At 41.1% G+C, this 24056-nt stretch carries 23 protein-coding genes; 14 read left to right on the top strand and 9 right to left on the bottom strand.

The window, feature by feature from the left end; genetic code table 11:
* The first annotated feature begins 300 nt into the window (after positions 1–300).
* The 3 genes from B7708_RS09660 to radC all read left to right on the top strand — a co-directional run bounded on the left by B7708_RS09660 (position 301) and on the right by radC (position 5170).
* Complete coding sequence (locus B7708_RS09660) at positions 301–1971, top strand: formate--tetrahydrofolate ligase (RefSeq protein ID WP_084975475.1); 1671 nt, start codon at positions 301–303, stop codon at positions 1969–1971.
* A 184-nt stretch (positions 1972–2155) separates the two neighbouring features.
* On the top strand, positions 2156–4447 hold the full coding sequence (pcrA, locus tag B7708_RS09655; RefSeq protein ID WP_084975473.1) for a DNA helicase PcrA: 2292 nt from the start codon (positions 2156–2158) through the stop codon (positions 4445–4447).
* 42 nt (positions 4448–4489) lie between these two features.
* Complete coding sequence (radC, locus tag B7708_RS09650) at positions 4490–5170, top strand: RadC family protein (RefSeq protein WP_084975471.1); 681 nt, start codon at positions 4490–4492, stop codon at positions 5168–5170.
* On the opposite strand, the gene B7708_RS09645 is transcribed toward radC, so the two are convergent.
* From B7708_RS09645 to B7708_RS09615, 7 genes are all read right to left on the bottom strand, one after another.
* On the bottom strand, positions 5167–5856 hold the full coding sequence (locus B7708_RS09645; protein WP_084975469.1) for a gamma-glutamyl-gamma-aminobutyrate hydrolase family protein: 690 nt from the start codon (positions 5854–5856) through the stop codon (positions 5167–5169). The two genes, radC and B7708_RS09645, sit on opposite strands and share 4 nt — an antisense overlap.
* Before the next feature lie 15 nt (positions 5857–5871).
* The gene (locus B7708_RS09640; protein WP_084975467.1) at positions 5872–6513 is read right to left on the bottom strand and encodes a redox-sensing transcriptional repressor Rex; all 642 of its coding nucleotides are present in this window, start codon (positions 6511–6513) and stop codon (positions 5872–5874) included.
* 82 nt (positions 6514–6595) lie between these two features.
* Complete coding sequence (locus tag B7708_RS09635; RefSeq protein ID WP_084975465.1) at positions 6596–6811, bottom strand: DUF4649 family protein; 216 nt, start codon at positions 6809–6811, stop codon at positions 6596–6598.
* Between the two features lie 6 nt (positions 6812–6817).
* Positions 6818–7165 (bottom strand): DUF1831 domain-containing protein, encoded by a 348-nt coding sequence (locus B7708_RS09630; protein ID WP_084975463.1) that lies wholly within the window; start codon positions 7163–7165, stop codon positions 6818–6820.
* Between the two features lie 4 nt (positions 7166–7169).
* Entirely contained in the window at positions 7170–8285 is a 1116-nt protein-coding gene (locus tag B7708_RS09625) for a cysteine desulfurase family protein (protein WP_084975461.1), read from the bottom strand.
* 9 nt (positions 8286–8294) lie between these two features.
* Positions 8295–9254, bottom strand: a complete 960-nt coding sequence (locus B7708_RS09620; protein WP_084975459.1) for a ribose-phosphate diphosphokinase — start codon at positions 9252–9254, stop codon at positions 8295–8297.
* A 111-nt stretch (positions 9255–9365) separates the two neighbouring features.
* Positions 9366–9935 carry a CYTH domain-containing protein gene (locus B7708_RS09615; protein WP_084975457.1) on the bottom strand — a complete coding sequence of 190 codons (570 nt, stop codon included), beginning with the start codon at positions 9933–9935 and terminating at the stop codon, positions 9366–9368.
* 128 nt (positions 9936–10063) lie between these two features.
* Between B7708_RS09615 and yjbM the strand changes: the two genes are divergently transcribed.
* The 8 genes from yjbM to B7708_RS09575 all read left to right on the top strand — a co-directional run bounded on the left by yjbM (position 10064) and on the right by B7708_RS09575 (position 17627).
* Positions 10064–10735 carry a GTP diphosphokinase gene (gene yjbM, locus B7708_RS09610; protein ID WP_000151563.1) on the top strand — a complete coding sequence of 224 codons (672 nt, stop codon included), beginning with the start codon at positions 10064–10066 and terminating at the stop codon, positions 10733–10735.
* Entirely contained in the window at positions 10719–11537 is an 819-nt protein-coding gene (locus tag B7708_RS09605; protein ID WP_084975455.1) for an NAD kinase, read from the top strand. Before yjbM ends, B7708_RS09605 begins: the two co-directional genes overlap by 17 nt.
* Positions 11534–12430 carry an RluA family pseudouridine synthase gene (locus B7708_RS09600; protein WP_084975453.1) on the top strand — a complete coding sequence of 299 codons (897 nt, stop codon included), beginning with the start codon at positions 11534–11536 and terminating at the stop codon, positions 12428–12430. Before B7708_RS09605 ends, B7708_RS09600 begins: the two co-directional genes overlap by 4 nt.
* A 42-nt stretch (positions 12431–12472) precedes the next feature.
* Complete coding sequence (pta, locus tag B7708_RS09595; RefSeq protein WP_000451592.1) at positions 12473–13447, top strand: phosphate acetyltransferase; 975 nt, start codon at positions 12473–12475, stop codon at positions 13445–13447.
* Between the two features lie 84 nt (positions 13448–13531).
* Positions 13532–14698, top strand: a complete 1167-nt coding sequence (gene mutY, locus B7708_RS09590; RefSeq protein WP_084975451.1) for an A/G-specific adenine glycosylase — start codon at positions 13532–13534, stop codon at positions 14696–14698.
* A gap of 68 nt (positions 14699–14766) precedes the next feature.
* Positions 14767–15474 carry a response regulator YycF gene (gene yycF, locus B7708_RS09585; protein WP_084975449.1) on the top strand — a complete coding sequence of 236 codons (708 nt, stop codon included), beginning with the start codon at positions 14767–14769 and terminating at the stop codon, positions 15472–15474.
* Positions 15467–16816, top strand: a complete 1350-nt coding sequence (gene vicK / locus B7708_RS09580; protein ID WP_084975447.1) for a cell wall metabolism sensor histidine kinase VicK — start codon at positions 15467–15469, stop codon at positions 16814–16816. Before yycF ends, vicK begins: the two co-directional genes overlap by 8 nt.
* Position 16817: 1 nt before the next feature.
* Positions 16818–17627 carry an MBL fold metallo-hydrolase gene (locus tag B7708_RS09575; RefSeq protein WP_001290612.1) on the top strand — a complete coding sequence of 270 codons (810 nt, stop codon included), beginning with the start codon at positions 16818–16820 and terminating at the stop codon, positions 17625–17627.
* A 37-nt stretch (positions 17628–17664) separates the two neighbouring features.
* Here the strand turns inward: B7708_RS09575 and B7708_RS09570 are convergent, their stop codons facing one another.
* Both B7708_RS09570 and B7708_RS09565 read right to left on the bottom strand, forming a co-directional pair.
* Positions 17665–18012 (bottom strand): thioredoxin domain-containing protein, encoded by a 348-nt coding sequence (locus B7708_RS09570; RefSeq protein WP_001071323.1) that lies wholly within the window; start codon positions 18010–18012, stop codon positions 17665–17667.
* Positions 18013–18122: 110 nt separating this feature from the next.
* Positions 18123–19841, bottom strand: coding sequence for a phospho-sugar mutase (locus B7708_RS09565; protein ID WP_084975445.1), 1719 nt, complete (start codon positions 19839–19841; stop codon positions 18123–18125).
* A 155-nt stretch (positions 19842–19996) separates the two neighbouring features.
* On the opposite strand from B7708_RS09565, the gene B7708_RS09560 reads away from it, so the two are divergent.
* The 3 genes from B7708_RS09560 to B7708_RS09550 all read left to right on the top strand — a co-directional run bounded on the left by B7708_RS09560 (position 19997) and on the right by B7708_RS09550 (position 24024).
* Positions 19997–21898, top strand: coding sequence for an ABC-F family ATP-binding cassette domain-containing protein (locus tag B7708_RS09560; RefSeq protein WP_084975443.1), 1902 nt, complete (start codon positions 19997–19999; stop codon positions 21896–21898).
* 3 nt (positions 21899–21901) lie between these two features.
* The gene (locus B7708_RS09555) at positions 21902–22765 is read left to right on the top strand and encodes an Rgg family transcriptional regulator (RefSeq protein WP_084975441.1); all 864 of its coding nucleotides are present in this window, start codon (positions 21902–21904) and stop codon (positions 22763–22765) included.
* An 80-nt stretch (positions 22766–22845) separates the two neighbouring features.
* Positions 22846–24024: an MFS transporter gene (locus tag B7708_RS09550; RefSeq protein ID WP_084975439.1), complete on the top strand. Its 1179-nt coding sequence runs from the start codon at positions 22846–22848 to the stop codon at positions 24022–24024.
* The last annotated feature ends 32 nt before the right edge of the window (positions 24025–24056 follow it).

The following is a 24056-nucleotide window of genomic DNA, read 5'->3' as shown; positions in this document are numbered from 1 at the left end:
GGAAGTATTTGAGATAGCCTATGGTATGGAATGGTTGGCAGAATATATGAGTGAACATTATGAAGAATTTAGACATTATTAAAAGACGATTTCCGCTTGGAAGTCGCCTTTTTTGATATTCTCATAAATACAATATGTTGTTGGTGGTGTAAACTGGTATATAGTTCCCTAAAATTTTAAAAAGCGCTATTATAACCCCTGAAATATTGATATTTACGAACGTTCTAAGAGTTTAAGGGTGTTAAAAATCTTTTTTTGTGTTATAATGAATTATCACATTAGAGGCTAGAGGAGTTTTGAATGAAAACAGATATTGAAATCGCACAGAGTATTGAGTTGAAGCCGATCGTTGATGTTGTAGAGAAATTGGGTATTTCTTACGATGATTTGGAATTGTACGGGAAGTACAAGGCTAAACTCAGCTTTGATAAAATTCGTGCAGTTGAGAGCGATCCAGTTGGGAAATTGATCTTGGTTACTGCCATTAACCCAACGCCTGCAGGTGAAGGGAAATCAACTATTACCATTGGTCTTGCGGATGCCTTGAACAAGATTGGTAAGAAAACCATGATTGCCATTCGCGAACCATCTCTTGGTCCAGTCATGGGGATCAAGGGAGGTGCAGCCGGTGGTGGTTATGCCCAAGTGTTGCCAATGGAGGACATCAACCTTCACTTTACTGGGGATATGCATGCCATTACAACTGCCAACAATGCCCTTTCTGCTTTGATCGACAATCACCTGCACCAAGGGAATGAGTTGGGAATTGACCAACGTCGTATCCTCTGGAAACGTGTTGTGGACTTGAATGACCGCGCTCTTCGTCATGTTACCGTTGGACTTGGTGGCCCTCTAAATGGTATTCCACGCGAGGATGGTTTTGACATTACCGTTGCTTCCGAAATTATGGCGATTCTTTGCTTGGCGACTGATATTGAAGATTTGAAACGTCGTTTGGCTAATATTGTAATCGGTTATCGCTATGACCGTACGCCTGTTTCTGTAGGTGATTTACAAGTTGAAGGTGCCTTGGCTTTGATTTTGAAGGATGCCATTAAGCCAAATCTCGTTCAGACAATTTACGGAACACCTGCCTTTGTACACGGTGGTCCATTTGCCAATATCGCTCATGGATGTAACTCTGTTTTGGCAACAAGCACAGCCCTTCGCTTAGCTGACTATACTGTTACTGAAGCTGGTTTTGGTGCAGACCTTGGTGCTGAGAAATTCCTTGATATCAAGACACCAAACTTGCCAACATCTCCAGATGCTGTTGTCATCGTTGCAACCCTTCGTGCCCTTAAGATGAATGGTGGCGTTGCTAAAGACGCTCTTACAGAGGAAAATGTGGAGGCAGTTCGCGTAGGTTTTGCTAACTTGAAACGCCACGTTGAGAACATCCGTAAGTTCGGTATTCCAGCAGTTGTTGCAATTAATGAATTTGTCTCTGATACAGAAGCTGAAATCGCAGCCTTGAAAGATCTCTGTGCCTCAATCGATGTTCCAGTTGAGTTGGCTAGTGTCTGGGCTGATGGTGCAGAAGGTGGCGTAGCGCTTGCCGAAACGGTTGTTAAGACTATTGCTGAAAATCCAGCCAACTACACTCGTCTTTATGACAATGACCTTTCTGTACAAGAAAAGATTGAAAAAATTGTCACTGAAATCTATCGTGGTAGCAAAGTGAACTTTGAGAAGAAAGCTCAAACGCAAATTGCTCAAATCGTTCAAAATGGATGGGACAAATTGCCAATCTGTATGGCTAAAACTCAGTACAGTTTCTCTGACAATCCAAATGCACTTGGAGCTCCAGAGAACTTTGATATTACCATTCGTGAATTGGTACCAAAATTAGGTGCAGGTTTTATCGTTGCCTTAACTGGTGATGTTATGACCATGCCAGGACTTCCAAAACGTCCAGCCGCTCTCAACATGGATGTTGAAAGTGATGGAACTGTTCTAGGATTGTTCTAGTATATTGCAATTGATTTCAAATGAGTTTGGAAATAATATCCAAGCTCATTTTTTTATCTAGATTTAAGGAGTTGTCTTCAGCTGATAATAGAGTTACTTTCTAGACGCAATCAGTCTAGGTAAAGATATTTTCCCTGATTTTTGATATAATAGAAACATTGACTTCAAGAGTAAGGAAGAGAAAATGAACGCATTATTGAATGGAATGAATGACCGTCAAGCTGAGGCGGTGCAAACGACAGAAGGCCCCTTGTTAATCATGGCTGGTGCTGGTTCTGGGAAGACTCGTGTTTTGACTCACAGAATCGCCTACTTGATTGATGAAAAAATGGTTAATCCTTGGAATATCTTGGCCATTACCTTTACCAATAAGGCTGCGCGTGAGATGAAGGAGCGTGCTTATGGGCTCAATCCAGCAACTCAGGACTGTCTGATTGCGACCTTTCACTCCATGTGTGTTCGTATTTTGCGTCGTGATGCAGATCATATTGGCTACAATCGGAACTTCACCATTGTAGATCCTGGGGAACAGAGAACTCTCATGAAACGTATTCTCAAGCAGTTAAACTTGGATCCGAAAAAATGGAATGAGCGGACTATTTTGGGGACTATTTCCAATGCTAAGAATGACCTAATTGATGATGTGGCTTACGCTGCTCAAGCTGGCGATATGTACACGCAAATCGTGGCCCAGTGTTACACAGCCTATCAAAAAGAACTTCGTCAGTCAGAATCGGTTGACTTTGATGATTTGATTATGCTGACCCTGCGTCTCTTTGATCAGAATCCTGACGTTCTGACCTACTATCAGCAGAAGTTCCAGTACATTCACGTTGATGAGTACCAAGATACCAACCATGCCCAGTACCAACTAGTCAAACTCTTGGCTTCACGCTTTAAAAATATCTGCGTAGTTGGAGATGCGGACCAATCTATCTACGGTTGGCGTGGGGCTGATATGCAGAATATCTTGGATTTTGAAAAGGACTATCCCCAAGCCAAGGTCGTTTTGTTAGAAGAAAATTATCGTTCAACTAAAACCATTCTCCAAGCTGCCAATGACGTCATCAAAAACAATCAAAATCGCCGCCCCAAGAATCTCTGGACCCAGAATGCCGATGGGGAGCAGATTATTTACTATCGTGCAAATGACGAACAAGACGAAGCTGTTTTTGTAGCCAAAACCATCGATGAACTCGGTCGCAGTCAAAACTTCCTCCACAAGGATTTTGCAGTTCTATACCGTACCAACGCTCAGTCTCGTACAATTGAAGAGGCCCTGCTCAAGTCCAATATCCCTTATACTATGGTTGGCGGGACTAAGTTCTACAGCCGTAAGGAAATCCGTGATATTATCGCCTACCTTAATCTCATTGCGAATCTGAGTGATAATATCAGTTTTGAGCGTATTATCAACGAACCAAAACGTGGAATTGGCCCAGGAACGGTTGAGAAAATCCGTGACTTTGCGAATATTCAAAACATGTCTATGCTAGATGCTTCAGCCAATATCATGTTGTCTGGCATCAAAGGGAAAGCAGCCCAGTCTATCTGGGATTTTGCCAATATGATTCTGGATTTGCGGGAGCAACTGGACCAGTTAACCATTACAGAGTTAGTTGAGGCTGTTTTAGAAAAAACAGGTTATATCGATATTCTCAATGCCCAAGCGACCCTGGAGAGCAAGGCTCGGGTTGAAAATATCGAAGAGTTCCTATCTGTTACCAAGAACTTTGACGACAATCCTGATAGTCAAGAAGAGGAAACAGGTTTAGATAAACTCAGTCGTTTCTTGAATGACCTTGCCTTGATTGCGGACACAGATTCAGGCAGTCAGGAGACATCAGAAGTGACCCTGATGACCTTGCACGCTGCCAAGGGACTCGAGTTCCCAGTTGTCTTTATCATCGGGATGGAGGAAAATGTCTTTCCGCTTAGTCGCGCAGCTGAAGATCCTGATGAGCTAGAAGAAGAACGCCGTTTGGCCTATGTAGGTATTACGCGCGCAGAAAAAATCCTCTATCTGACCAATGCCAACTCACGTTTGCTTTTTGGGCGTACCAACTACAATCGCCCGACTCGTTTCATTAACGAAATTAGTTCGGACTTGCTTGAGTATCAAGGTTTGGCTCGACCAACGAATACTAGCTTTAAGGCATCTTATAGCAGTGGTGGGGTAGCTTTCGGTCAAGGTATGAGCCTAGCTCAGGCGCTTCAAGAACGGAAACGCAATGCCGCACCAAGCTCTATCCAGTCAAGTGGTCTCCCATTTGGACAGTTTGCAGCAGGAAATAAAAAAGATTCAAGCAATACCAACTGGTCTATTGGAGATATTGCCCTTCACAAGAAGTGGGGTGAGGGAACGGTCCTTGAAGTCTCAGGTAGTGGCGCTACTCAGGAATTGAAAATCAATTTCCCAGAAGTAGGGCTGAAAAAACTCCTAGCCAGTGTAGCCCCAATTGAGAAAAAAATCTAATTTTCCATCCTTCTCACGAATAATAAAGTGAGGAGGATTTTTATGTACAGTATTTCATTTCAAGAAGATTCACTTTTGCCTAGAGAAAGACTGGTTAGAGAAGGAGTAGAGGCTCTGAGCAATCAAGAATTGTTAGCCATCCTGCTCAGAACAGGAACGCGTCAAGCAAACGTTTTTGAAATTGCCCAAAAAGTCTGGAATAGTCTCAACAGCTTAACTGATTTGAAAAAAATGACTCTGCAGGAATTGCAAAGTCTGTCTGGTATTGGACGTATTAAAGCCATTGAACTACAAGCGGTGATTGAACTAGGGAATCGTATTCACAAACATGAAACACTTGAGATGGAAAGTATTCTCAGTAGTCAAAAGCTAGCCAAGAAAATGCAACAGGAACTTGGAGACAAAAAACAAGAGCACCTGGTGGCGCTCTATCTCAATACTCAAAATCAAATCATTCATCAGCAAACTATTTTTATCGGCTCTGCGACACGTAGCATTGCTGAACCGAGGGAAATTCTTCACTATGCCCTCAAGCATATGGCTACCTCAGTGATTCTCGTTCATAACCATCCATCTGGTGCCGTATCTCCTAGTCGAAATGACGACCATGTCACTAAGCTAGTGAAGGAAGCTTGCGAGCTGATGGGAATCGTTTTCTTGGACCATTTGATTGTCTCGCACTCAGATTACTTTAGTTACCGTGAAAAGACGGATTTGATTTAGAGTTCGTTAACAACATAGTCAAATAGCGTTTTATCTTTGGGACGATTTTCAAAGAGAAATTCAGGATGCCATTGAACACCAAGATAAGGAAAGCCGTCCGTAGTTATTACAGCCTCAATGATTCCATCTTTAGGATCATGTGCTACAACCTTAAGATTTGAAGCTAGATCTTTTATGCTCTGGTGGTGGAAGGAGTTGATATGAGAGATTTCTCCATAGATTTCTCGGAGAATTGTATCAGGCTCCGTTACGAGGCGTTGGGTCGTGTATTCGGCTGAACAGTCCTGCCAATGATCCTCGATATCTTGGTGAAGCGTACCTCCCATAGCGACATTGAAAAGCTGGGTACCCCGACAAACAGAGAAAATTGGTTTCTTCTGCTTGATGGCTTCTCTGATAAGGGCTAATTCAAACTGGTCTCTTTGAAGATGGTAGTCATCGCTGTCAATGGTTTTAGGTTCACCATAGAATTTTGGATCAACATTTTGCCCACCTGTTAGGATGAGTTTATCAATCATAGCGATGTAATGGCATGCCATTTCTTGATCACCAATCGGAAGGATGATGGGAATTCCGCCAGCGTCCTTGACTCCTTCAACAAAGCCTTTTGCCGCATAGCTCATCATGACATCATCATCTGGATGAGCTTTTTCATTTCCTGTAATCCCAATAACTGGTTTTTTCATAAATGCTTTCGCTTTCTAATCCTCTTTACGCATAAAATAGAGGAGAGTTTGGAGTTCGCTTGTCAAATCGACATACTGAACGACTACATCTTTTGGAAGGTGGAGATGGACGGGTGAAAAACTAAGAATACCTTTTATACCCGCATCGACCAAAAGATTGGCAACTTCTTGTGATTTAACACTTGGAACAGTTAGGATAGCAGTTTTGACATCTGCTTCTTTGATCTTTTCTTTAATCTGAGAGATGCCATAGATTGGAATCCCGTCAGGTGTCTGGGTGCCAACTTCTGGATGGTCATCTAGGTCAAAGGCCATGATAATTTTCATCTTGTTGCGCTCATGGAAGCGGTAGTGGAGAAGGGCATGCCCCATATTTCCAATTCCAACCAACATAACATTAGTAATCGAGTTATCATTTAGGAGATCAGCAAAAAAATTCATCAATTTTTTAACATCATAACCAAATCCACGACGACCTAGTTCACCAAAATAGGAAAAATCCCGACGAACGGTCGCAGAATCGATACCGATAGCCTCTGCAATTTGCTTAGAGTTGGCACGTTCAATTTTTTCTGCATGAAATCTCTTGAAAATTCGATAGTAAAGAGAGAGTCTTTTTGCTGTTGCTTTTGGAATATCAGACTGTTTATCTTTCACAAAATCACAACCTTTCTATTCTTCTATTTTATAGAAACATTGTGAAAAAATCAACAAAAACAAGAAAAAACTAAGAAATTTCTTAGTTTTTATCTGAAAAATTAGCTTGTGAAAGAAATCGGTAGAGATCGCCAACCAATCCTTGATAAATCACTTTATCATTTAGTGTTAAAGAGCTGATTAGGAGAGTGTCAGGTAGGGTCACACAGCCTGATAGAGATAACATAAGCTCTTCGTAATCAGCAAACTCAAGTGTACGTTCTACTTGATAGTTATCTTTATAAGTCAAACGAAACATAGACAATCATCTCTCTTCTTTTGTGAAGATTCCGCGTTCTACAAGACTGTCCATGAGGAAGTAGAATTTCTCTTGGTGGATATGGTGATCTTCAGATTTAAAGATATTGACCAAACGAAGACCTGATTTGTCAGTGATATTAATTTTAACACCTGTAAGCTCTTTGTTGATGATAATTTTTAGTAGGAAGCCTTCACCACTATTAGGAACTTTTTCAAGTAGACGAGTCAGTTCGTAGTTTCCGACTTTTGTTTCAAAGAAAGTATTGTCTTTTAGTGTAAACTTTTTTACAGATGGACTAAGTGTATAGTCGTAGCGGCAGTTTTGTAGTTTAATGGTTTTTTCGAATGCCATTAGGTTAATCTCCAATAATATTTTTTAAGGTTTGTGCCAGTTGTTTCAGTTCCTCATCAGTATTAAGAGGGGACAGACTGATACGGACAGACTCTTTTAAACGATGCGAATCAGGCCCATAAAGAGCTTCGAGGACATGGCTAGTCTGCACAACACCAGCAGTACAGGCTGAACCGGTAGAAATTGAGATTCCTTCAAGGTCTAACCGAAGCAAGAGCAGATCATTTTTTTGACCAGGGAAGCCAATGTTGAAAACATAAGGAAGTTGGTGTTTGCTTTCATTGAGATAGTAGTTGAGACCTGCAATTTCTTCTAGAAAAACAGTTTTTAATCCCTCTAGTTTTTGGTAATGCTCAGCCTGATGATCCAAGTCTTCTTTGAGGGCAGCAACCATACCGACGATGGCAGCAAGGTTTTCTGTTCCAGCCCGTTTCTTTTGTTCTTGCTCGCCACCGTGAAGGTAGGAATCAAAGTCCACAGACGAAGCGTAAAGAAAACCAATTCCTTTTGGTCCATGGAATTTATGAGCAGAAGCACTGAGGAAATCAATTCCTAACTCCTCGGGATGGATAGGGATTTTTCCGATAGCTTGAACAGCATCAACATGATAAGCAACAGGATGCTCTTTTAAAATATGTCCAATTTCAGCGATAGGTAAGAGACTACCCGTTTCATTATTGGCATACATGGTGGAAACGAGAATGGTATCGTCACGTAAGGCTTCTTGGATTTGCTGGGCAGTTATCTCTTGATTTACTGGTTGGATGATGGTCACTTCAAAGCCAAAATGTTGCACCAGGTAATCGATAGTTTCAAGTACAGAATGGTGTTCAATAGCTGTCGTGATGATATGTCTTCCACGATTTTGATGACGGAGACAATAGCCGATAATGGCTGTATTGTTACTTTCTGTACCACCAGACGTGAAAAAGATATGTTGAGGTTTGGTTCCTAGTAAGCGAGCTAAGTCTTGACGAGCTTCTCGCAAGAGTTTGCCAGCCTGCCGACCATGACTATGAATACTAGAAGGATTACCATGAGTTTCTTGCATGACCTTGGTCATTTCAGAAATAGCTACTGCTGACATAGGAGTCGTTGCAGCATTGTCCAAATAAATCAAAGAATCACCTTATTCCTTTTTATTATATGCAAAGAGTGGGCTAACTGGTTTTCTTTCGTGGATACGGACGATGGCATCACCAATCAATTCGCTAGCGGTGATATAACATACATTTTCCGGAGTTCTTTCTTTGGTTGCTACAGAGTCTGTCACAAGGATTTCTTTAATGTTAGCTGCGTCAAGAAGCTCAGCAGCGCCTTCTACAAAGAGACCATGACTGGATACCGCGTAGATTTCAGTTGCACCTTCACGTTCGACGATTTTTGCTGCTTCTGAGAAAGTACGTCCAGTATTTAGGATATCATCAATCAAGATGGCCTTCTTGCCTTCAACATCACCGATGATATAGCCTTGGCTACGCTCTGAATCGTCTTGAGCATAGTCGATGATTGCGATTGGTGCATCTAAATATTCAGCTAAGCTGCGGGCACGTTTGACGCCAGAGTTTTTTGGACTTACAACAACGACATCTGATCCCAGCAACCCTTTATCGCTGTAGTGTTTAGCAAAGAGAGGAATTGTATAGAGGTTATCTACTGGAATGTCAAAGAAACCTTGAACCTGAACAGCGTGGAGGTCAAGCGTTAGAACACGACTTACACCAGCCTTGACAAGCATATTGGCAACTAGTTTTGCAGTGAGGGGTTCGCGAGAAGAAGCGATACGATCCTGACGAGCATAACCAAAGTAAGGAAGGACAACGTTGATACTATGAGCACTTGCACGTACGCAAGCATCGACCATGATTAACAACTCCATCAAGTGGTTGCTAACGGGGTAGCTGGTTGATTGGATGATGTAGACATCATAACCACGAACGCTCTCTTCAATGTTGACTTGGATTTCTCCATCAGAAAATTGGCGAGAAGATAATTTCCCGAGAGGTACCCCAACCGTTTCTGCGATTTTTTGTGCAATTTCATGATTGGAATTAAGTGCAAAAAGTTTCATGTTGTTTCTATCTGACATTATAGACCGTCCTCTGTAAACTTTGTGAATCTCCTTTGAGAAAGTTCTGTTTTTCAAAGGGAGATTCTTTTATTTTTATCTTTTCTATTCTACCAAAAAAAGGAGATTATTTCAGCTTTTTTTCATGCTTTTAATAAAACGAATTAATTTTGAAGGAGCTTTCTGATATGTGATCTGATTTTCTTCTAAGAATTTCTGAAAATCAGCTTTCCCTTTTTCATGGTCTGTGACTTCAAGCTCGAGTTCATAGTCTGTATGATCAAAGTAGTGACTTTCATCTAGTGCCATTAGACCAATCGGCGTTTCCATTTCGTAACGAATAGTTGCAAGACAGCCCAGAACAAACCAGTCTTGGCTTAGAATACCAATCTTAGCAAGTTCCTCTAGAACGAGTCCTTGAGGAAGTATTTGTTTTTTTAGGTATGATTCAGCTTCTGTAAGATTCAGTTTCTGATTGTATTCCATATTTCCTATAGTTTGTGGCACCTTCAAGGTCAACTCCGCCCAATCTGAAAAGGTGCGAATGCGCATGGCAACCTTTTTTTCACGCAATTGGAAATCAGGTGTATCAATGTAGTAGTTTTTCTGTAGGACGGGTTGGATATGGGAAAACTGTTCTTTTAAATGATCGTAATCCTCTTTTTTCAGTAGTGTTTTCAGTTCAATTTCTAAATGTTTCATTTTTCTAACCTTTTTTCTATCTTTGAAAGCGATTTATGGTATAATGGACAATGTATTTATTGTATATGATTGTAGTGAAAAAATCAAAAATTTTCAACAACACAATCACATACCAAAAGGGAGAAAATATGACCATAGAATGGGAAGAATTTTTAGATCCTTACATTCAAGCTGTTGGTGAATTGAAGATTAAACTTCGTGGGATTCGCAAACAGTATCGTAAACAAAACAAGCATTCTCCGATTGAGTTTGTAACGGGTCGTGTCAAACCGATTGAAAGTATTAAGGAAAAAATGAATCGCAGAGGGATTGGCTACGATACTTTGGAACATGACTTACAGGATATCGCGGGTTTGCGGGTCATGGTGCAGTTCGTCGATGATGTTCAGGAAGTTGTTGCGATTTTACGCAAACGCCATGATATGAGAGTAGTACAGGAACGTGACTACATCACGCATCGGAAGGCTTCGGGCTATCGCTCCTATCATGTGGTGGTAGAGTATACAGTTGACACCATCAGTGGTGTTAAGACGATTCTGGCTGAAATTCAAATCCGGACTTTAGCCATGAATTTTTGGGCTACGATTGAGCATTCGCTCAATTATAAGTATCAGGGGGATTTCCCAGAGGAGATCAAGAAACGCTTGGAGATTACAGCTAGAATTTCCCATCAATTGGATGAAGAAATGGGGAAAATTCGTGATGATATTCAGGAAGCACAGGCTCTCTTTGATCCTTTAAGTAGAAAACTAAATGACGGTGTAGGAAATAGTGACGATACAGATGAAGAATACAGGTAAACGAATTGATCTGATTGCAAATAGAAAACCGCAGAGTCAAAAGGTTTTGTATGAGCTGAAAGACCAGTTGAAAAAACATCATTTTATACTCAACGACACCAATCCTGACATCGTCATATCAATTGGTGGGGATGGGATGCTTTTGTCTGCCTTCCACAAGTACGAGAATCAGTTAGATAAAGTTCGATTTATTGGCGTACATACAGGACACTTGGGATTTTACACAGATTATCGCGATTTTGAGTTGGATCAGTTGGTTACCAATCTCCAACTGGATACTGGTGCCAAGGTTTCCTATCCTGTTTTGAATGTCAAGGTGACACTTGAAAACGGAGAAGTTAAGACCTTCCGTGCATTAAACGAAGCTAGCATCCGTCGATCGGATCGCACCATGGTTGCGGATATCATCATTAACCATGTTCCGTTCGAGCGATTTCGAGGAGATGGAGTGACTGTTTCAACGCCGACGGGAAGTACTGCCTACAACAAGTCCTTGGGTGGAGCTGTCTTGCATCCTACTATTGAAGCCTTGCAGTTGACAGAGATAGCAAGTCTTAACAACCGAGTCTATCGAACACTTGGTTCTTCGATAATCGTTCCGAAGAAAGATAAAATTGAGCTTTTACCGACTCGTAATGACTATCACACGTTATCGGTTGACAATAGCATCTATTCTTTCCGAAATATAGAACGGATTGAGTACCAAATCGACCATCACAAGATACACTTCGTAGCGACGCCAAGTCACACTAGTTTCTGGAATCGTGTCAAAGATGCCTTCATCGGCGAGGTGGATGAATGAGGTTCGAATTTATCGCAGATGACCACGTCAAAGTCAAAACTTTCCTCAAGAAACATGAGGTTTCCAAGGGACTTTTGGCTAAGATTAAGTTTCGAGGCGGTGCTATTCTGGTCAATGATCAACCTCAAAATGCGACTTATCTCTTAGATGTTGGAGACCGCGTTGCCATTGATATTCCAGCTGAGGAAGGCTTTGAAACTCTTGAAGCCATTGATCGTCCTCTAGATATCTTGTATGAGGATGACCATTTTCTGGTTTTGAATAAGCCTTATGGAGTTGCTTCCATCCCCAGTGTCAATCATTCCAATACCATTGCAAATTTCATCAAGGGCTACTATGTCAAGCGGGAATATGAAAACCAGCAGGTTCATATCGTGACTAGGCTTGATAGAGATACATCTGGTTTGATGCTCTTTGCCAAGCACGGCTATGCCCATGCACGTTTAGACAAGCAACTGCAACGAAAGTCTATCGAAAAAAGGTATTTTGCACTGGTTAAAGGAGATGGTGCCTTGGAGCCAGAAGGGGAGATTATTGCCCCGATTGCGCGTGATGTGGACTCCATTATCACGAGACGAGTTGCCAAAGGTGGGAAATACGCCCATACATCTTACAAAGTTGTGGCTTCTTATGGGAATATTCACCTAGCCGATATTCGCCTGCATACTGGTCGAACTCATCAGATCCGAGTGCATTTTTCTCACATCGGCTTTCCTTTGTTGGGAGATGATCTCTATGGTGGCAGCCTAGAAGATGGTATTCAACGCCAGGCTCTGCATTGCCATTTCTTATCCTTTTATCATCCCTTCTTAGGGCGTCAGCTGGAGCTGGAAAGCCCTTTGCCAGATGATTTTAACAATCTTATTATTCAGTTATCAACTAATACTCTTTAAAATCTATTTTGAGTATAATTAATTATCTTAAAGGAGAAACTCATGGAAGTTTTTGAAAGTCTAAAAGCCAGTTTAGTTGGCAAAAATGCTCGTATTGTTCTACCTGAAGGGGAAGAACCACGTATCCTTCAAGCAACGAAACGCTTGGTAAAAGAAACAGAAGTTGTTCCCGTTTTGCTCGGAAACCCTGCAAAAATTAAAATTTATCTTGAAATCGAAGGGATCATGGATGGTTATGAAGTGATTGATCCACATCATTATCCTCAATTTGAAGACATGGTGGTTGCACTCGTAGAACGTCGTAAAGGAAAAATGTCGGAAGAAGAAGCACGTCAGGTCTTACTAGAAGATGTCAACTACTTTGGTGTTATGCTTGTCTATATGGGCTTGGTAGATGGAATGGTATCAGGTGCTATTCACTCAACAGCTTCAACAGTTCGTCCAGCTCTTCAAATTATCAAAACGCGTCCAAATGTAACTCGTACTTCAGGAGCTTTTCTTATGGTGCGTGGTACAGAACGTTACTTGTTTGGTGACTGTGCCCTTAATATTAATCCTGATGCAGAAGCTCTGGCTGAAATTGCTATTAACTCAGCAATTACTGCCAAAATGTTTGGGATTCAACCCAAAATCGCTATGCTAAGCTATTCTACAAAAGGTTCTGGTTTTGGTGATAGTGTTGATAAGGTGGTTGAAGCAACTAAATTAGCACACGATCTACGTCCAGACCTTGAGATTGATGGGGAATTGCAATTTGACGCAGCTTTCGTCCCAGAAACAGCAGCACTAAAAGCTCCAGGTAGCAATGTAGCAGGTCAAGCAAATGTCTTCATCTTCCCAGGTATCGAAGCAGGAAATATCGGCTACAAAATAGCTGAACGTCTAGGTGGTTTCGCAGCTATCGGTCCCGTTCTACAAGGATTGAATAAACCAGTCAACGACCTATCACGTGGATGTAACCCAGATGATGTTTACAAATTAACGCTCATCACAGCAGCTCAAGCAATCAATCAATAAGAAATGGAGTCTCTTCTACTAAAGGAAGGGGCTTTTTAGTACTGAGAAAAGGACAGTTAGAAGCTTCTATGTTATACTAGATATATGTTAGATTTGAAAGAATACGGTGTTGACATGTGGACGGAGGAGAAGATTTCCTCTTTCCGAGAGAAACTCCTCAACTGGTACGATGAAAACAAACGGGATTTACCATGGCGAAGAAGTAAAAATCCCTATCATATCTGGGTTTCTGAAATTATGCTCCAACAGACTAGAGTAGACACGGTCATTCCCTACTATGAACGATTTTTGGACTGGTTTCCAACTGTTGAAAGTCTGGCGAATGCCCCTGAAGAGCGTTTGTTGAAAGCATGGGAGGGGTTAGGTTATTATTCTAGAGTGCGTAATATGCAGGTTGCGGCTCAGCAGATTATGGCTGACTTTGGTGGTCAATTTCCAAACACCTATGAAGGAATTTCTAGTTTAAAAGGGATTGGTCCCTACACTGCGGGAGCAATTTCCAGCATCGCTTTTAATCTACCCGAGCCAGCAGTTGATGGCAATGTCATGCGAGTTTTGTCTCGCTTGTTTGAGGTCAATTATGATATCGGAGTTCCCAGCAATCGAAAGATCTTCCAAGCTATGATGGAAATCTTGATTGATCCAGAACGACCAGGTGACTTTAACCAAGCTCTGATGGATTTAGGCTCTGACATAGAGGCTCCAGTTAATCCTCGACCAGAAGAAAGCCCTGTTAAGGATTTTAGTGCAGCCTATCAGAATGGAACTATGGATTCTTATCCAATTAAAGAACCTAAGAAAAAGCCTCTCCCAATCTATCTCAAGGCTTTGGTTGTGCGCAATAATCAAGATCAATATCTACTCGAGAAAAATGAAAGTGAGAAACTGCTAGCTGGTTTTTGGCATTTCCCCTTGATAGAAGTAGAGGAGTTTTCACAGGAAGAGGAACAGCTGAATCTGTTTACTCAGGTCGCTGAAAAAGGCGTTACTTTCGGTCCAACACCCCAAGAAAGTTTTGAGCAGGATTATGATTTAGAAGTTGATTGGTCCCATCAAGCATTTGATCAGGTCAAGCATGTATTTAGTCATCGTAAATGGCATATTCAAATCTTAGCGGGTCAGGTGACAGATTCAAAACAGTTTGATGACAGAGAAATTCGCTGGATCTCCCCTCAGGAATTTTCTGATTATCCACTTGCGAAACCTCAACAAAAGATTTGGCAGGCTTATAAAACAGTTCTTGAAGATTAGGGCCGATATTAGCCATTTGTGCCTTCTTTACATTTTTTTGTTATAATAGATAGAGAAAAGGTGAACATATGAAAAAAATATTAGTTGTAGATGATGAGAAACCAATCTCAGATATTATTAAGTTCAATATGACCAAGGAAGGCTATGAGGTTGTAACAGCCTTTAACGGTAGAGAAGCCATCGAGCTATTTGAGGCGGAGCAACCTGATATTATTATTCTAGATTTGATGCTTCCTGAGATCAATGGTTTAGAAGTTGCTAAGACCATTCGTAAGACTAGCAGTGTTCCTATCATTATGTTATCTGCCAAGGATAGCGAGTTTGACAAGGTTATCGGTTTAGAACTTGGGGCAGATGATTATGTCACCAAGCCCTTCTCAAACCGTGAGTTGCAAGCGCGTGTGAAGGCATTGCTCCGTCGTACGGACCTCGCTTCAGTGGATAGTCAAGAAACTGATGAAAAGAAATCCCAACCCCTACAGATTGGCGATTTGGAAATCGTTCCAGATGCTTATGTGGCTAAGAAATACGGTGAGGAACTGGATTTGACTCACCGCGAGTTTGAGCTCTTGTACCACTTGGCCTCTCACATTGGTCAAGTCATTACTCGTGAACACTTGCTTGAGACTGTCTGGGGTTATGACTATTTTGGTGATGTTCGTACAGTGGACGTGACCATCCGACGTTTGCGTGAAAAAATCGAAGACACTCCAAGCCGTCCAGAATACATCCTAACACGTCGTGGTGTGGGTTACTATATGAGAAATAATGATTGAAGATATTAGACAAACGATTCTGACCAGTGATTTTATCTTTATCTTGATTTTGCTGGGCTTTATCTTGGTGGTCACCTTGCTATTGCTAGAAAATCGCCGTGATAATATTCGGCTAAAGCAGATTAATCAAAAGGTCAAGGATTTGATTGCAGGGGATTATTCTCGAGTTTTGGATATGCAAGGAAGCTCTGAAATCACCAACATCACCAATAACCTTAATGACTTGTCTGAGGTCATTCGTCTAACGCAGGAGAATCTGGAGCAAGAAACCAAAAGGCTTAACAGTATTCTTTCTTATATGACAGATGGAGTTCTTGCAACCAATCGCCGTGGTCAGATTACTATGATTAACGATATGGCTAAGAAACAGCTGGGTATCGTAAAAGAAGAGGCATTGAACAAAAGCATCCTAGAATTGCTTAAGATAGAGGATGAATATGAACTGCGTGACCTCATTACACAGATTCCTGAATTGATGATTGATTCCCAAAATGCTAACGGAGAATATCTTAGTCTTCGTGTGCGTTTTGCACTCATTCGTCGTGAGTCTGGATTCATCTCTGGTTTGGTTGCCGTTTTACACGATACGACCGAGCAGGAGAAGGAAGAGCGTGAGCGGAGACTCTTTGTTTCTAACGTCAGCCATGAGTTGCGGACACCTTTGACTAGTGTTAAGTCCTATCTTGAAGCCTTGGACGAGGGAGCCTTGTATGATCCTGTAGCCCCTGATTTTATCAAGGTTTCGCTCGATGAAACCAACCGTATGATGCGGATGGTGACAGATCTCTTGCATCTCTCTCGTATTGATAATGCGACTACTCGGTTGGATGTGGAATTGATTAATTTTACAGCCTTCATCACCTTTATTCTCAACCGCTTTGATAAGATGAGAAGTCAGGATGAGGAGAAAAAATATGAGCTGGTTAGAGATTACCCAATCAATTCAGTTTGGATCGAGATTGATACCGATAAGATGACTCAGGTGATTGATAATATTCTCAACAATGCCATCAAGTACTCACCAGATGGTGGGAAAATTACTGTCAGCATGAAAACCACTGATGATCAGATGATTTTATCCATCAAAGACCAAGGTTTAGGTATTCCAAAACAAGATTTGCCGAAGATTTTTGACCGCTTCTACCGTGTGGATCGTGCAAGAAGCCGTGCCCAAGGTGGAACTGGTCTAGGTCTGGCTATTGCCAAGGAAATCATCAAACAACACAATGGCTTTATTTGGGCAAAAAGCGAATACGGTAAGGGTTCAACCTTTACCATTGTGCTCCCTTATGATAAGGATGCCGTAAAAGAAGAAATATGGGAGGACGAAATAGAAGACTAGAATGAGTGAAAAAGGCTTTAAATACAGTATTTTAGCATCAGGTTCCAGTGGAAATTCCTTTTATCTGGAAACGCCAAAAAAGAAAATTTTAGTGGATGCAGGCTTGTCTGGTAAGAAAATTACCAGCCTCTTGAGCGAAATTAATCGCAAGCCTGAAGATTTGGATGCGATTTTGATTACGCATGAGCATTCAGACCATATTCATGGAGTCGGTGTCTTGGCTCGCAAATATGGTATGGATCTTTACGCCAATGAAAAGACTTGGCAGGCTATGGAAAATAGCAAGTACCTCGGTAAGGTTGATTCATCCCAGAAGCACATTTTTGAGATGGGCAAAACCAAAACCTTTGGAGATATCGACATCGAGAGTTTTGGTGTTAGCCATGATGCAGTCGCACCGCAGTTCTACCGCTTTATGAAAGATGACAAGAGTTTTGTCATGTTGACCGATACAGGTTATGTAAGTGACCGTATGGCAGGGATTGTCGAGAATGCTGACGGTTATCTCATTGAGTCCAACCATGATGTGGAAATCTTGCGAGCAGGTTCTTATGCTTGGCGACTCAAACAGCGAATCTTATCTGATCTTGGTCACCTCTCTAACGAAGACGGTGCTGAGGCCATGATTCGTGCAATGGGAAATCGGACCAAGAAAATCTACCTTGGACATTTGTCTAAGGAGAACAATATCAAAGAACTGGCTCATATGACCATGGTCAATCAGCTAGCCCAAGCTGATTTGGGTGTAGGAGTAGACTTTAAAGTTTACGATACCTCTCCCGATACCGCAACACCACTTACAGATATATAAAAAAGAAGGCGAGTGCCTTCTTTTTTATGAATATTTCTTACAATCCTGCAAATTCTTTGATTTCTTGTGCTGACATTGAAGAGTCGCAACGGACATTGATTTGACCATCTGCAACGTGGACAAAGCCTGGAACAGTCGGGATTCCATAACGTGAACGGAATTCTTGCAACTCATTGAGTTGACTTGGTTCTTCACTGTTGATGAAGTAGATGTGTGCTTTAGTTTCAGCTAGGACACCTGCCAATGTGCCAGCAAATTTACGACAGTAAGGACAAGTTTTGCGACCGATGAAGAAGGTTGCTGTTTCATTATTATCGAGTGCTTCTTGTGCACGTGCAACTGTAGTCACTTCAAGGTCTTTAATATCTTCTAAAAACTGATTCATAAGAATACCTCTCTTTTTTTGATAAAACTAGTATGCCACAAAGTTTCTAAAATTGCTCGGATTTGATACGAAAAAAAGATGAGATCGTTTTATCTCATCTTTCATCTTGCTTATTTTACAAAGGCATTGATTTCTGCTTCGATGTTGGCAATCTTAGCTTGTGAATCTTCGTTGCTTTGACCCACAACTGCAATATAGAACTTGATTTTTGGTTCTGTACCTGAAGGGCGAACAGCGATCCAAGAACCATCCGCAAGAGTGTATTTCAAAACATCACTTGGAGGAGTTGTTAAGGCAGTTACAATACCATCAGCAGTAGTAGAAGTTTGTGCCTTGAAGTCTTCTGTGATTGAGATAGCAGTAGCGTTAAATTCTTTCGGACCATTGTCACGGAACTTAGCCATGATTGCTTTGATTTGCTCAGCTCCATCGACACCTGAAAGAGTAACAGAGATGGTCTTTTCAGCATAGTAGCCGTATTCTTTGTAGATTTCTTCGATACCGTCAGCCAATGTCAAACCACGTGAACGATAGTAGGCAGCAAGCTCAGCAACGACAAGAACGGCTTGGATAGCGTCTTTATCACGTACGAATGGTTTGATCAAGTAACCGAAGCTCTCTTCAAATCCCATCATGTAAGTGTGATTGTGTTTTTCTTCGAATTCTTGGATTTTTTCAGCGATAAATTTGAAACCAGTCAAGACGTTGAACATGGTTGCACCGTAGCTTTCAGCAATTTTCGTTACCAAGTCAGTTGATACGATGGATTTGCAGAGAGCTGCATTTTCAGGAAGAGTTCCAGCGTTTTTGTGGGCTTCCAAGATGTACTTAGCCATGATAGCACCAATTTGGTTACCTGAAAGGTTGAGGTAGCTACCATCTTTTTGAAGAACTTCCACACCAACACGGTCAGCATCTGGGTCAGTTGCGACAAGTACATCTGCACCAACTTTGCGTCCAAGTTCTTCAGCAAGGGCGAAGGCTGCTTGGCTTTCTGGATTTGGAGATTTAACAGTTGAGAAGTCTGGGTCTGGAGTTGCTTGCGCTTCAACAACTTGAACAGAGTCAAATCCTGCTTGGGCAAGAGCGCGACGAGCCAACATTTCACCAGTACCATGAAGTGGTGTGTAGACAATCTTCATGTCTTTACCAAATTCTTCAATCAAGGCAGGGTTGATGTTAACGTCTTTAACTTCTTTGAGGTATTCCACATCAACTGCTTCCCCGATAACTTCAATCAAACCAGAAGCTTTTTCAGCTTCGACATCAGCAACTTCCACAGCGAATGGGTTTTCGATAGCACGAATATAAGTAGTCAAAGCGTCTGCATCGTGTGGAGGCATTTGTCCACCGTCTTCTCCGTAAACCTTGTATCCGTTAAATGGAGCAGGGTTGTGACTGGCAGTAATCATGATACCTGCGAAACAGTTGAGGTGACGAACAGCGAATGATAATTCTGGAGTTGGACGAAGGCTTTCAAATACATAAGATTTGATACCATGTTTTGCTAGAACTGCAGCAGATTCAAAGGCAAATTCTGGTGAGAAGTGACGGCTATCGTAGGCAATTGCCACACCACGTTCTTTTTCATTTCCACCTTTTGACTCAATCAAACGAGCCAAACCTTCAGTTGCTTGACGAACAACATAGATATTGATACGATTTGTACCAGCACCAATCAAACCACGCATACCAGCAGTACCAAATTCAAGATTTGTATAGAAGGCATCTTCCTTTGTTTTTTCATCCATATTTTCCAAATCTTGACGAAGGTAGTCAGGAAGTTCAGCAAAATCTAACCATTTTTGATAGTTTTCTTGATAAGTCATAGAGGATCTCCTTTTTTTGTAAATTCTTTTAATCGCTTTCATTATATCACGATTTATCATTTTAGTAAAACGTTAGCATAACTTTCTGAAAAAGCTTGAAATGAAATGGATTCTATAGTCTTGAACCCCTTAGGGAAACATGCTATACTACCTATATGATTATTTTACAAGCTAATAAAATTGAACGTTCATTTGCAGGAGAGGTTCTTTTTGATAATATCAATCTGCAAGTAGATGAACGAGATCGGATTGCCCTCGTTGGGAGAAATGGAGCGGGTAAGTCTACTCTTTTGAAGATTTTGGTTGGAGAAGAGGAGCCAACTAGTGGAGAAATCAATAAGAAAAAAGATATTTCTCTGTCTTACCTAGCCCAAAATAGCCGTTTTGAGTCTGAAAATACCATCTACGATGAAATGCTCCATGTTTTTGATGATCTACGTCGGACAGAGAAGCAACTTCGTCAGATGGAGTTGGAGATGGGTGAAAAGTCAGGTGAAGATTTGGATAAACTGATGGCGGATTATGATCGCTTATCAGAGAATTTTCGACAGGCTGGTGGTTTTACTTACGAAGCTGATATTCGAGCAATTTTGAATGGATTCAAGTTTGACGAGTCTATGTGGCAGATGAAAATAGCCGAGCTTTCTGGTGGTCAAAATACTCGTCTGGCTCTAGCAAAAATGCTCCTTGAAAAGCCTAATCTCTTGGTCTTGGACGAGCCGACTAACCACTTGGATATCGAAACCATTGCCTGGCTAGAGAATTACTTGGTGAACTATAGCGGTGCCCTCATTATTGTCAGTCACGACCGTTACTTTTTGGATAAGGTTGCGACGGTTACACTCGATTTAACCAAGCATTCTTTAGACCGTTATGTGGGAAATTACTCTCGTTTCGTTGAACAAAAAGAGCAAAAACTAGCTACTGAGGCAAAAAACTATGAAAAGCAGCAGAAGGAAATCGCTGCTCTGGAAGACTTTGTCAATCGCAATCTAGTCCGAGCTTCAACAACCAAACGTGCTCAATCTCGCCGTAAACAACTAGAAAAAATGGAGCGTTTGGACAAGCCTGAAGCTGGCAAGAAATCAGCCAATATGACCTTCCAGTCTGAAAAAACGTCGGGAAATGTCGTTTTGACTGTTGAAAATGCTGCTATTGGCTATGATGGGGAAATATTGTCAGAACCTATCAATCTTGACCTTCGTAAAATGAATGCTGTTGCCATCGTAGGACCAAATGGTATTGGTAAGTCAACCCTTATCAAGTCTATCGTGGACCAGATTCCTTTTATTAAGGGAGAGAAGCGTTTTGGCGCTAATGTGGATGTTGGTTACTATGACCAAACCCAAAGCAAGCTAACACCAAGTAATACGGTTCTGGATGAACTCTGGAATGATTTTAAACTGACTCCAGAAGTTGAGATCCGCAACCGCCTTGGTGCCTTCCTTTTCACAGGAGATGATGTTAAAAAATCAGTTGGAATGCTGTCTGGTGGCGAGAAAGCTCGTTTGCTTCTTGCAAAACTTTCAATGGAAAACAATAACTTCTTGATTTTGGACGAGCCGACCAACCACTTGGATATTGATAGCAAGGAAGTATTAGAAAATGCTCTGATTGATTTTGATGGAACCCTTCTTTTCGTCAGTCACGACCGTTACTTTATCAATCGTGTAGCCACTCATATTTTGGAATTGTCTGAGAATGGTTCGACCCTCTATCTAGGAGATTATGACTACTATGTTGATAAAAAGGCTGAAATGGAAGTCAACCAGATAGAGGAAGCTTCAATGAGTAATCAAGCAAAAGAAGCAAGTTCAGTTAATGACTACCAAGCTCAGAAAGAAAGTCAGAAAGAAGCCCGTAAACTCATGCGCCAAATAGAGAATTTAGAGGCTGAAATCGAAGAGTTAGAAAGTCAAAGTCAAGCCATTTCTGAACAAATGCTGGAAACCAATGATGCTGAAAAGCTCATGGAATTGCAGGCTGAACTGGACAAAATTAGCCATCGTCAGGAAGAAGCCATGCTTGAGTGGGAAGAATTATCAGAGCAGGTGTAAGAAATGGAACATCTTGGAAAGGTATTTCGTGAATTTCGAACAAGTGGGAAATACTCCTTAAAAGAGGCGGCAGGTGAATCCTGTTCAACTTCTCAGTTATCTCGCTTTGAGCTTGGGGAGTCTGACCTAGCAGTCTCACGTTTCTTTGAGATTTTGGATAACATTCATGTAACAATCGAAAATTTCATGGACAAGGCTAGGGATTTTCAAAATCATGAACATGTTGCCTTGATGGCACAGATTATTCCGCTTTACTACTCAAATAATATTGCAGGTTTTCAAAAGCTTCAAAGAGAACAACTTGAAAAGGCTAAGAGTTCGACCAATCCCCTCTATTTTGAGCTGAATTGGATTCTGCTACAAGGTCTGATTTGTCAAAGAGATGCTCATTACACGATGAGGCAGAGTGATTTGGAAAAGGTAGCAGATTATCTTTTCCAGACAGAAGAATGGACCATGTATGAGTTGATTCTTTTCGGAAATCTCTATACTTTCTACAATGTGGACTATGTGGCTCGGATTGGCAGAGAAGTCATGGAGCGGGAAGAGTACTACAAAGAAATTGGACGGCATCGTAAACTCGTTTTGATTTTAGCTCTTAACTGTTACCAGCATTGTTTGGAAAATCGATCCTTTGCGGATGCGGACTATTTTGAGGGCTATGTGGAGAAGTTGATTGGAAATGGTATCAAGCTTTATGAGCGCAATATCTTCCATTATCTCAAAGGTTTCGCTTTTTACCAAAGAGACTTGAAAGAAGAAGGTTGTAGTCAGATGCAGGAAGCCATGCATATTTTTGATGTGCTTGGACTTCCAGAGCAAGTGGCTTACTATCAGGAACATTATGAAAAATTTGTAAATGCTTAAATTTCCCAAATAAGGGAAAAATAAAGAGACTCCTTTCAGTTTTGATACAATAGTTTCAAAATTTGAGAGGAGCTTTTTATATGAATCGACATGCAATCCAGTTGATTAGTCGTGGGGCTATTAATAAGGTAGGGAATATGCTCTATGATTATGGAAACAGTGTTTGGTTAGCATCAATGGGGACGATAGGACAGACTGTTCTTGGGATTTATCAGATTTCTGAACTCGTCACATCGATTCTGGTCAATCCCTTTGGAGGAGTGATTTCAGACCGCTTTTCGCGTCGCAAAATTTTGATGACGACAGACTTGATTTGTGGCGTTCTCTGTTTAGCTATTTCTTTCATCAGAAATGATAGCTTGATGATTGCTGCCTTGATTTTTGCCAATATTGTTCAGGCGGTTGCCTTTGCATTTTCTCGTACAGCTAACAAAGCCATTATAACTGAGGTTGTAGAGAAAGACGAGATAGTGACCTATAATGCTCGCTTAGAGCTCGTTTTGCAGGTTGTAGGCGTTAGCTCCCCTGTGCTTTCTTTCATCGTTCTACAATTTGCCAGTCTCCATATGACGCTTGTTTTAGATGCCATTAGTTTTTTCATCGCATTTATCTTAGTAGCTTTCCTCCCCAAAAAAGAGACTCAGGAACAAGAGAAAAAGACTTTCAGCTGGAAAAATATTTTTGCTGATATGGAAGAAGGGATTCGCTATATTTGGCATCAGCAAGAAATCTTTTTCCTTTTGTTAGTAGCTTCTAGTGTTAATTTCTTTTTTGCAGCTTTTGAATTTCTCCTCCCTTTTTCAAATCGACTTTACGGGGTAGAAGGAGCTTATGCGAGTATTTTGACTATGGGCGCTATTGGTTCGATTATCGGAGCTCTTCTAGCTAGTAAAATAAAGGCAAGTGTTTATAATCTTTTGATTCTATTGGCTTTGACTGGAGTTGGAGTTTTTATGATGGGATTACCACTGCCAACTTTTCTTACCTTTTCTGGAAATTTAGTTTGTGAACTGTTTATGACGATTTTTAATATTCACTTTTTTACTCAGGTGCAAACCAAAGTTGAGGGGGAATACTTGGGGAGAGTATTAAGTACCATTTTTACCTTAGCCATTCTATTTATGCCGATTGCAAAAGGCTTTATGACGGTGTTGCCAAGTGTTCATCTCTCTTCTTTTCTGATCATTGGAAGCGGGGTTATTATTCTGTCTTGTCTATCCCTCGTTTATGTGCGAAATCGTTTTGAAAAAGAGTTATAATTTCTCTTTTTAAGAAAATATTACACTACAAA

Source organism: Streptococcus oralis subsp. dentisani (assembly GCF_002096615.1).
GTDB classification, from domain to species: domain Bacteria; phylum Bacillota; class Bacilli; order Lactobacillales; family Streptococcaceae; genus Streptococcus; species Streptococcus oralis_U.
The sequence above is the reverse complement of the archived record's forward strand: the minus strand, read 5'-3'. Positions and strand labels throughout refer to the sequence as shown.

Coding starts and splice junctions, on each gene's coding strand:
- B7708_RS09660 (WP_084975475.1), top strand. CDS start 301: ATGAAAACAGATATTGAAATCGCACAGAGTATTGAGTTGAAGCCGATC.
- pcrA (WP_084975473.1), top strand. CDS start 2,156: ATGAACGCATTATTGAATGGAATGAATGACCGTCAAGCTGAGGCGGTG.
- radC (WP_084975471.1), top strand. CDS start 4,490: ATGTACAGTATTTCATTTCAAGAAGATTCACTTTTGCCTAGAGAAAGA.
- B7708_RS09645 (WP_084975469.1), bottom strand. CDS start 5,856: ATGAAAAAACCAGTTATTGGGATTACAGGAAATGAAAAAGCTCATCCA.
- B7708_RS09635 (WP_084975465.1), bottom strand. CDS start 6,811: ATGTTTCGTTTGACTTATAAAGATAACTATCAAGTAGAACGTACACTT.
- B7708_RS09630 (WP_084975463.1), bottom strand. CDS start 7,165: ATGGCATTCGAAAAAACCATTAAACTACAAAACTGCCGCTACGACTAT.
- B7708_RS09620 (WP_084975459.1), bottom strand. CDS start 9,254: ATGTCAGATAGAAACAACATGAAACTTTTTGCACTTAATTCCAATCAT.
- B7708_RS09615 (WP_084975457.1), bottom strand. CDS start 9,935: ATGAAACATTTAGAAATTGAACTGAAAACACTACTGAAAAAAGAGGAT.
- yjbM (WP_000151563.1), top strand. CDS start 10,064: ATGACCATAGAATGGGAAGAATTTTTAGATCCTTACATTCAAGCTGTT.
- B7708_RS09605 (WP_084975455.1), top strand. CDS start 10,719: ATGAAGAATACAGGTAAACGAATTGATCTGATTGCAAATAGAAAACCG.
- B7708_RS09600 (WP_084975453.1), top strand. CDS start 11,534: ATGAGGTTCGAATTTATCGCAGATGACCACGTCAAAGTCAAAACTTTC.
- pta (WP_000451592.1), top strand. CDS start 12,473: ATGGAAGTTTTTGAAAGTCTAAAAGCCAGTTTAGTTGGCAAAAATGCT.
- mutY (WP_084975451.1), top strand. CDS start 13,532: ATGTTAGATTTGAAAGAATACGGTGTTGACATGTGGACGGAGGAGAAG.
- yycF (WP_084975449.1), top strand. CDS start 14,767: ATGAAAAAAATATTAGTTGTAGATGATGAGAAACCAATCTCAGATATT.
- vicK (WP_084975447.1), top strand. CDS start 15,467: ATGATTGAAGATATTAGACAAACGATTCTGACCAGTGATTTTATCTTT.
- B7708_RS09575 (WP_001290612.1), top strand. CDS start 16,818: ATGAGTGAAAAAGGCTTTAAATACAGTATTTTAGCATCAGGTTCCAGT.
- B7708_RS09570 (WP_001071323.1), bottom strand. CDS start 18,012: ATGAATCAGTTTTTAGAAGATATTAAAGACCTTGAAGTGACTACAGTT.
- B7708_RS09565 (WP_084975445.1), bottom strand. CDS start 19,841: ATGACTTATCAAGAAAACTATCAAAAATGGTTAGATTTTGCTGAACTT.
- B7708_RS09560 (WP_084975443.1), top strand. CDS start 19,997: ATGATTATTTTACAAGCTAATAAAATTGAACGTTCATTTGCAGGAGAG.
- B7708_RS09555 (WP_084975441.1), top strand. CDS start 21,902: ATGGAACATCTTGGAAAGGTATTTCGTGAATTTCGAACAAGTGGGAAA.
- B7708_RS09550 (WP_084975439.1), top strand. CDS start 22,846: ATGAATCGACATGCAATCCAGTTGATTAGTCGTGGGGCTATTAATAAG.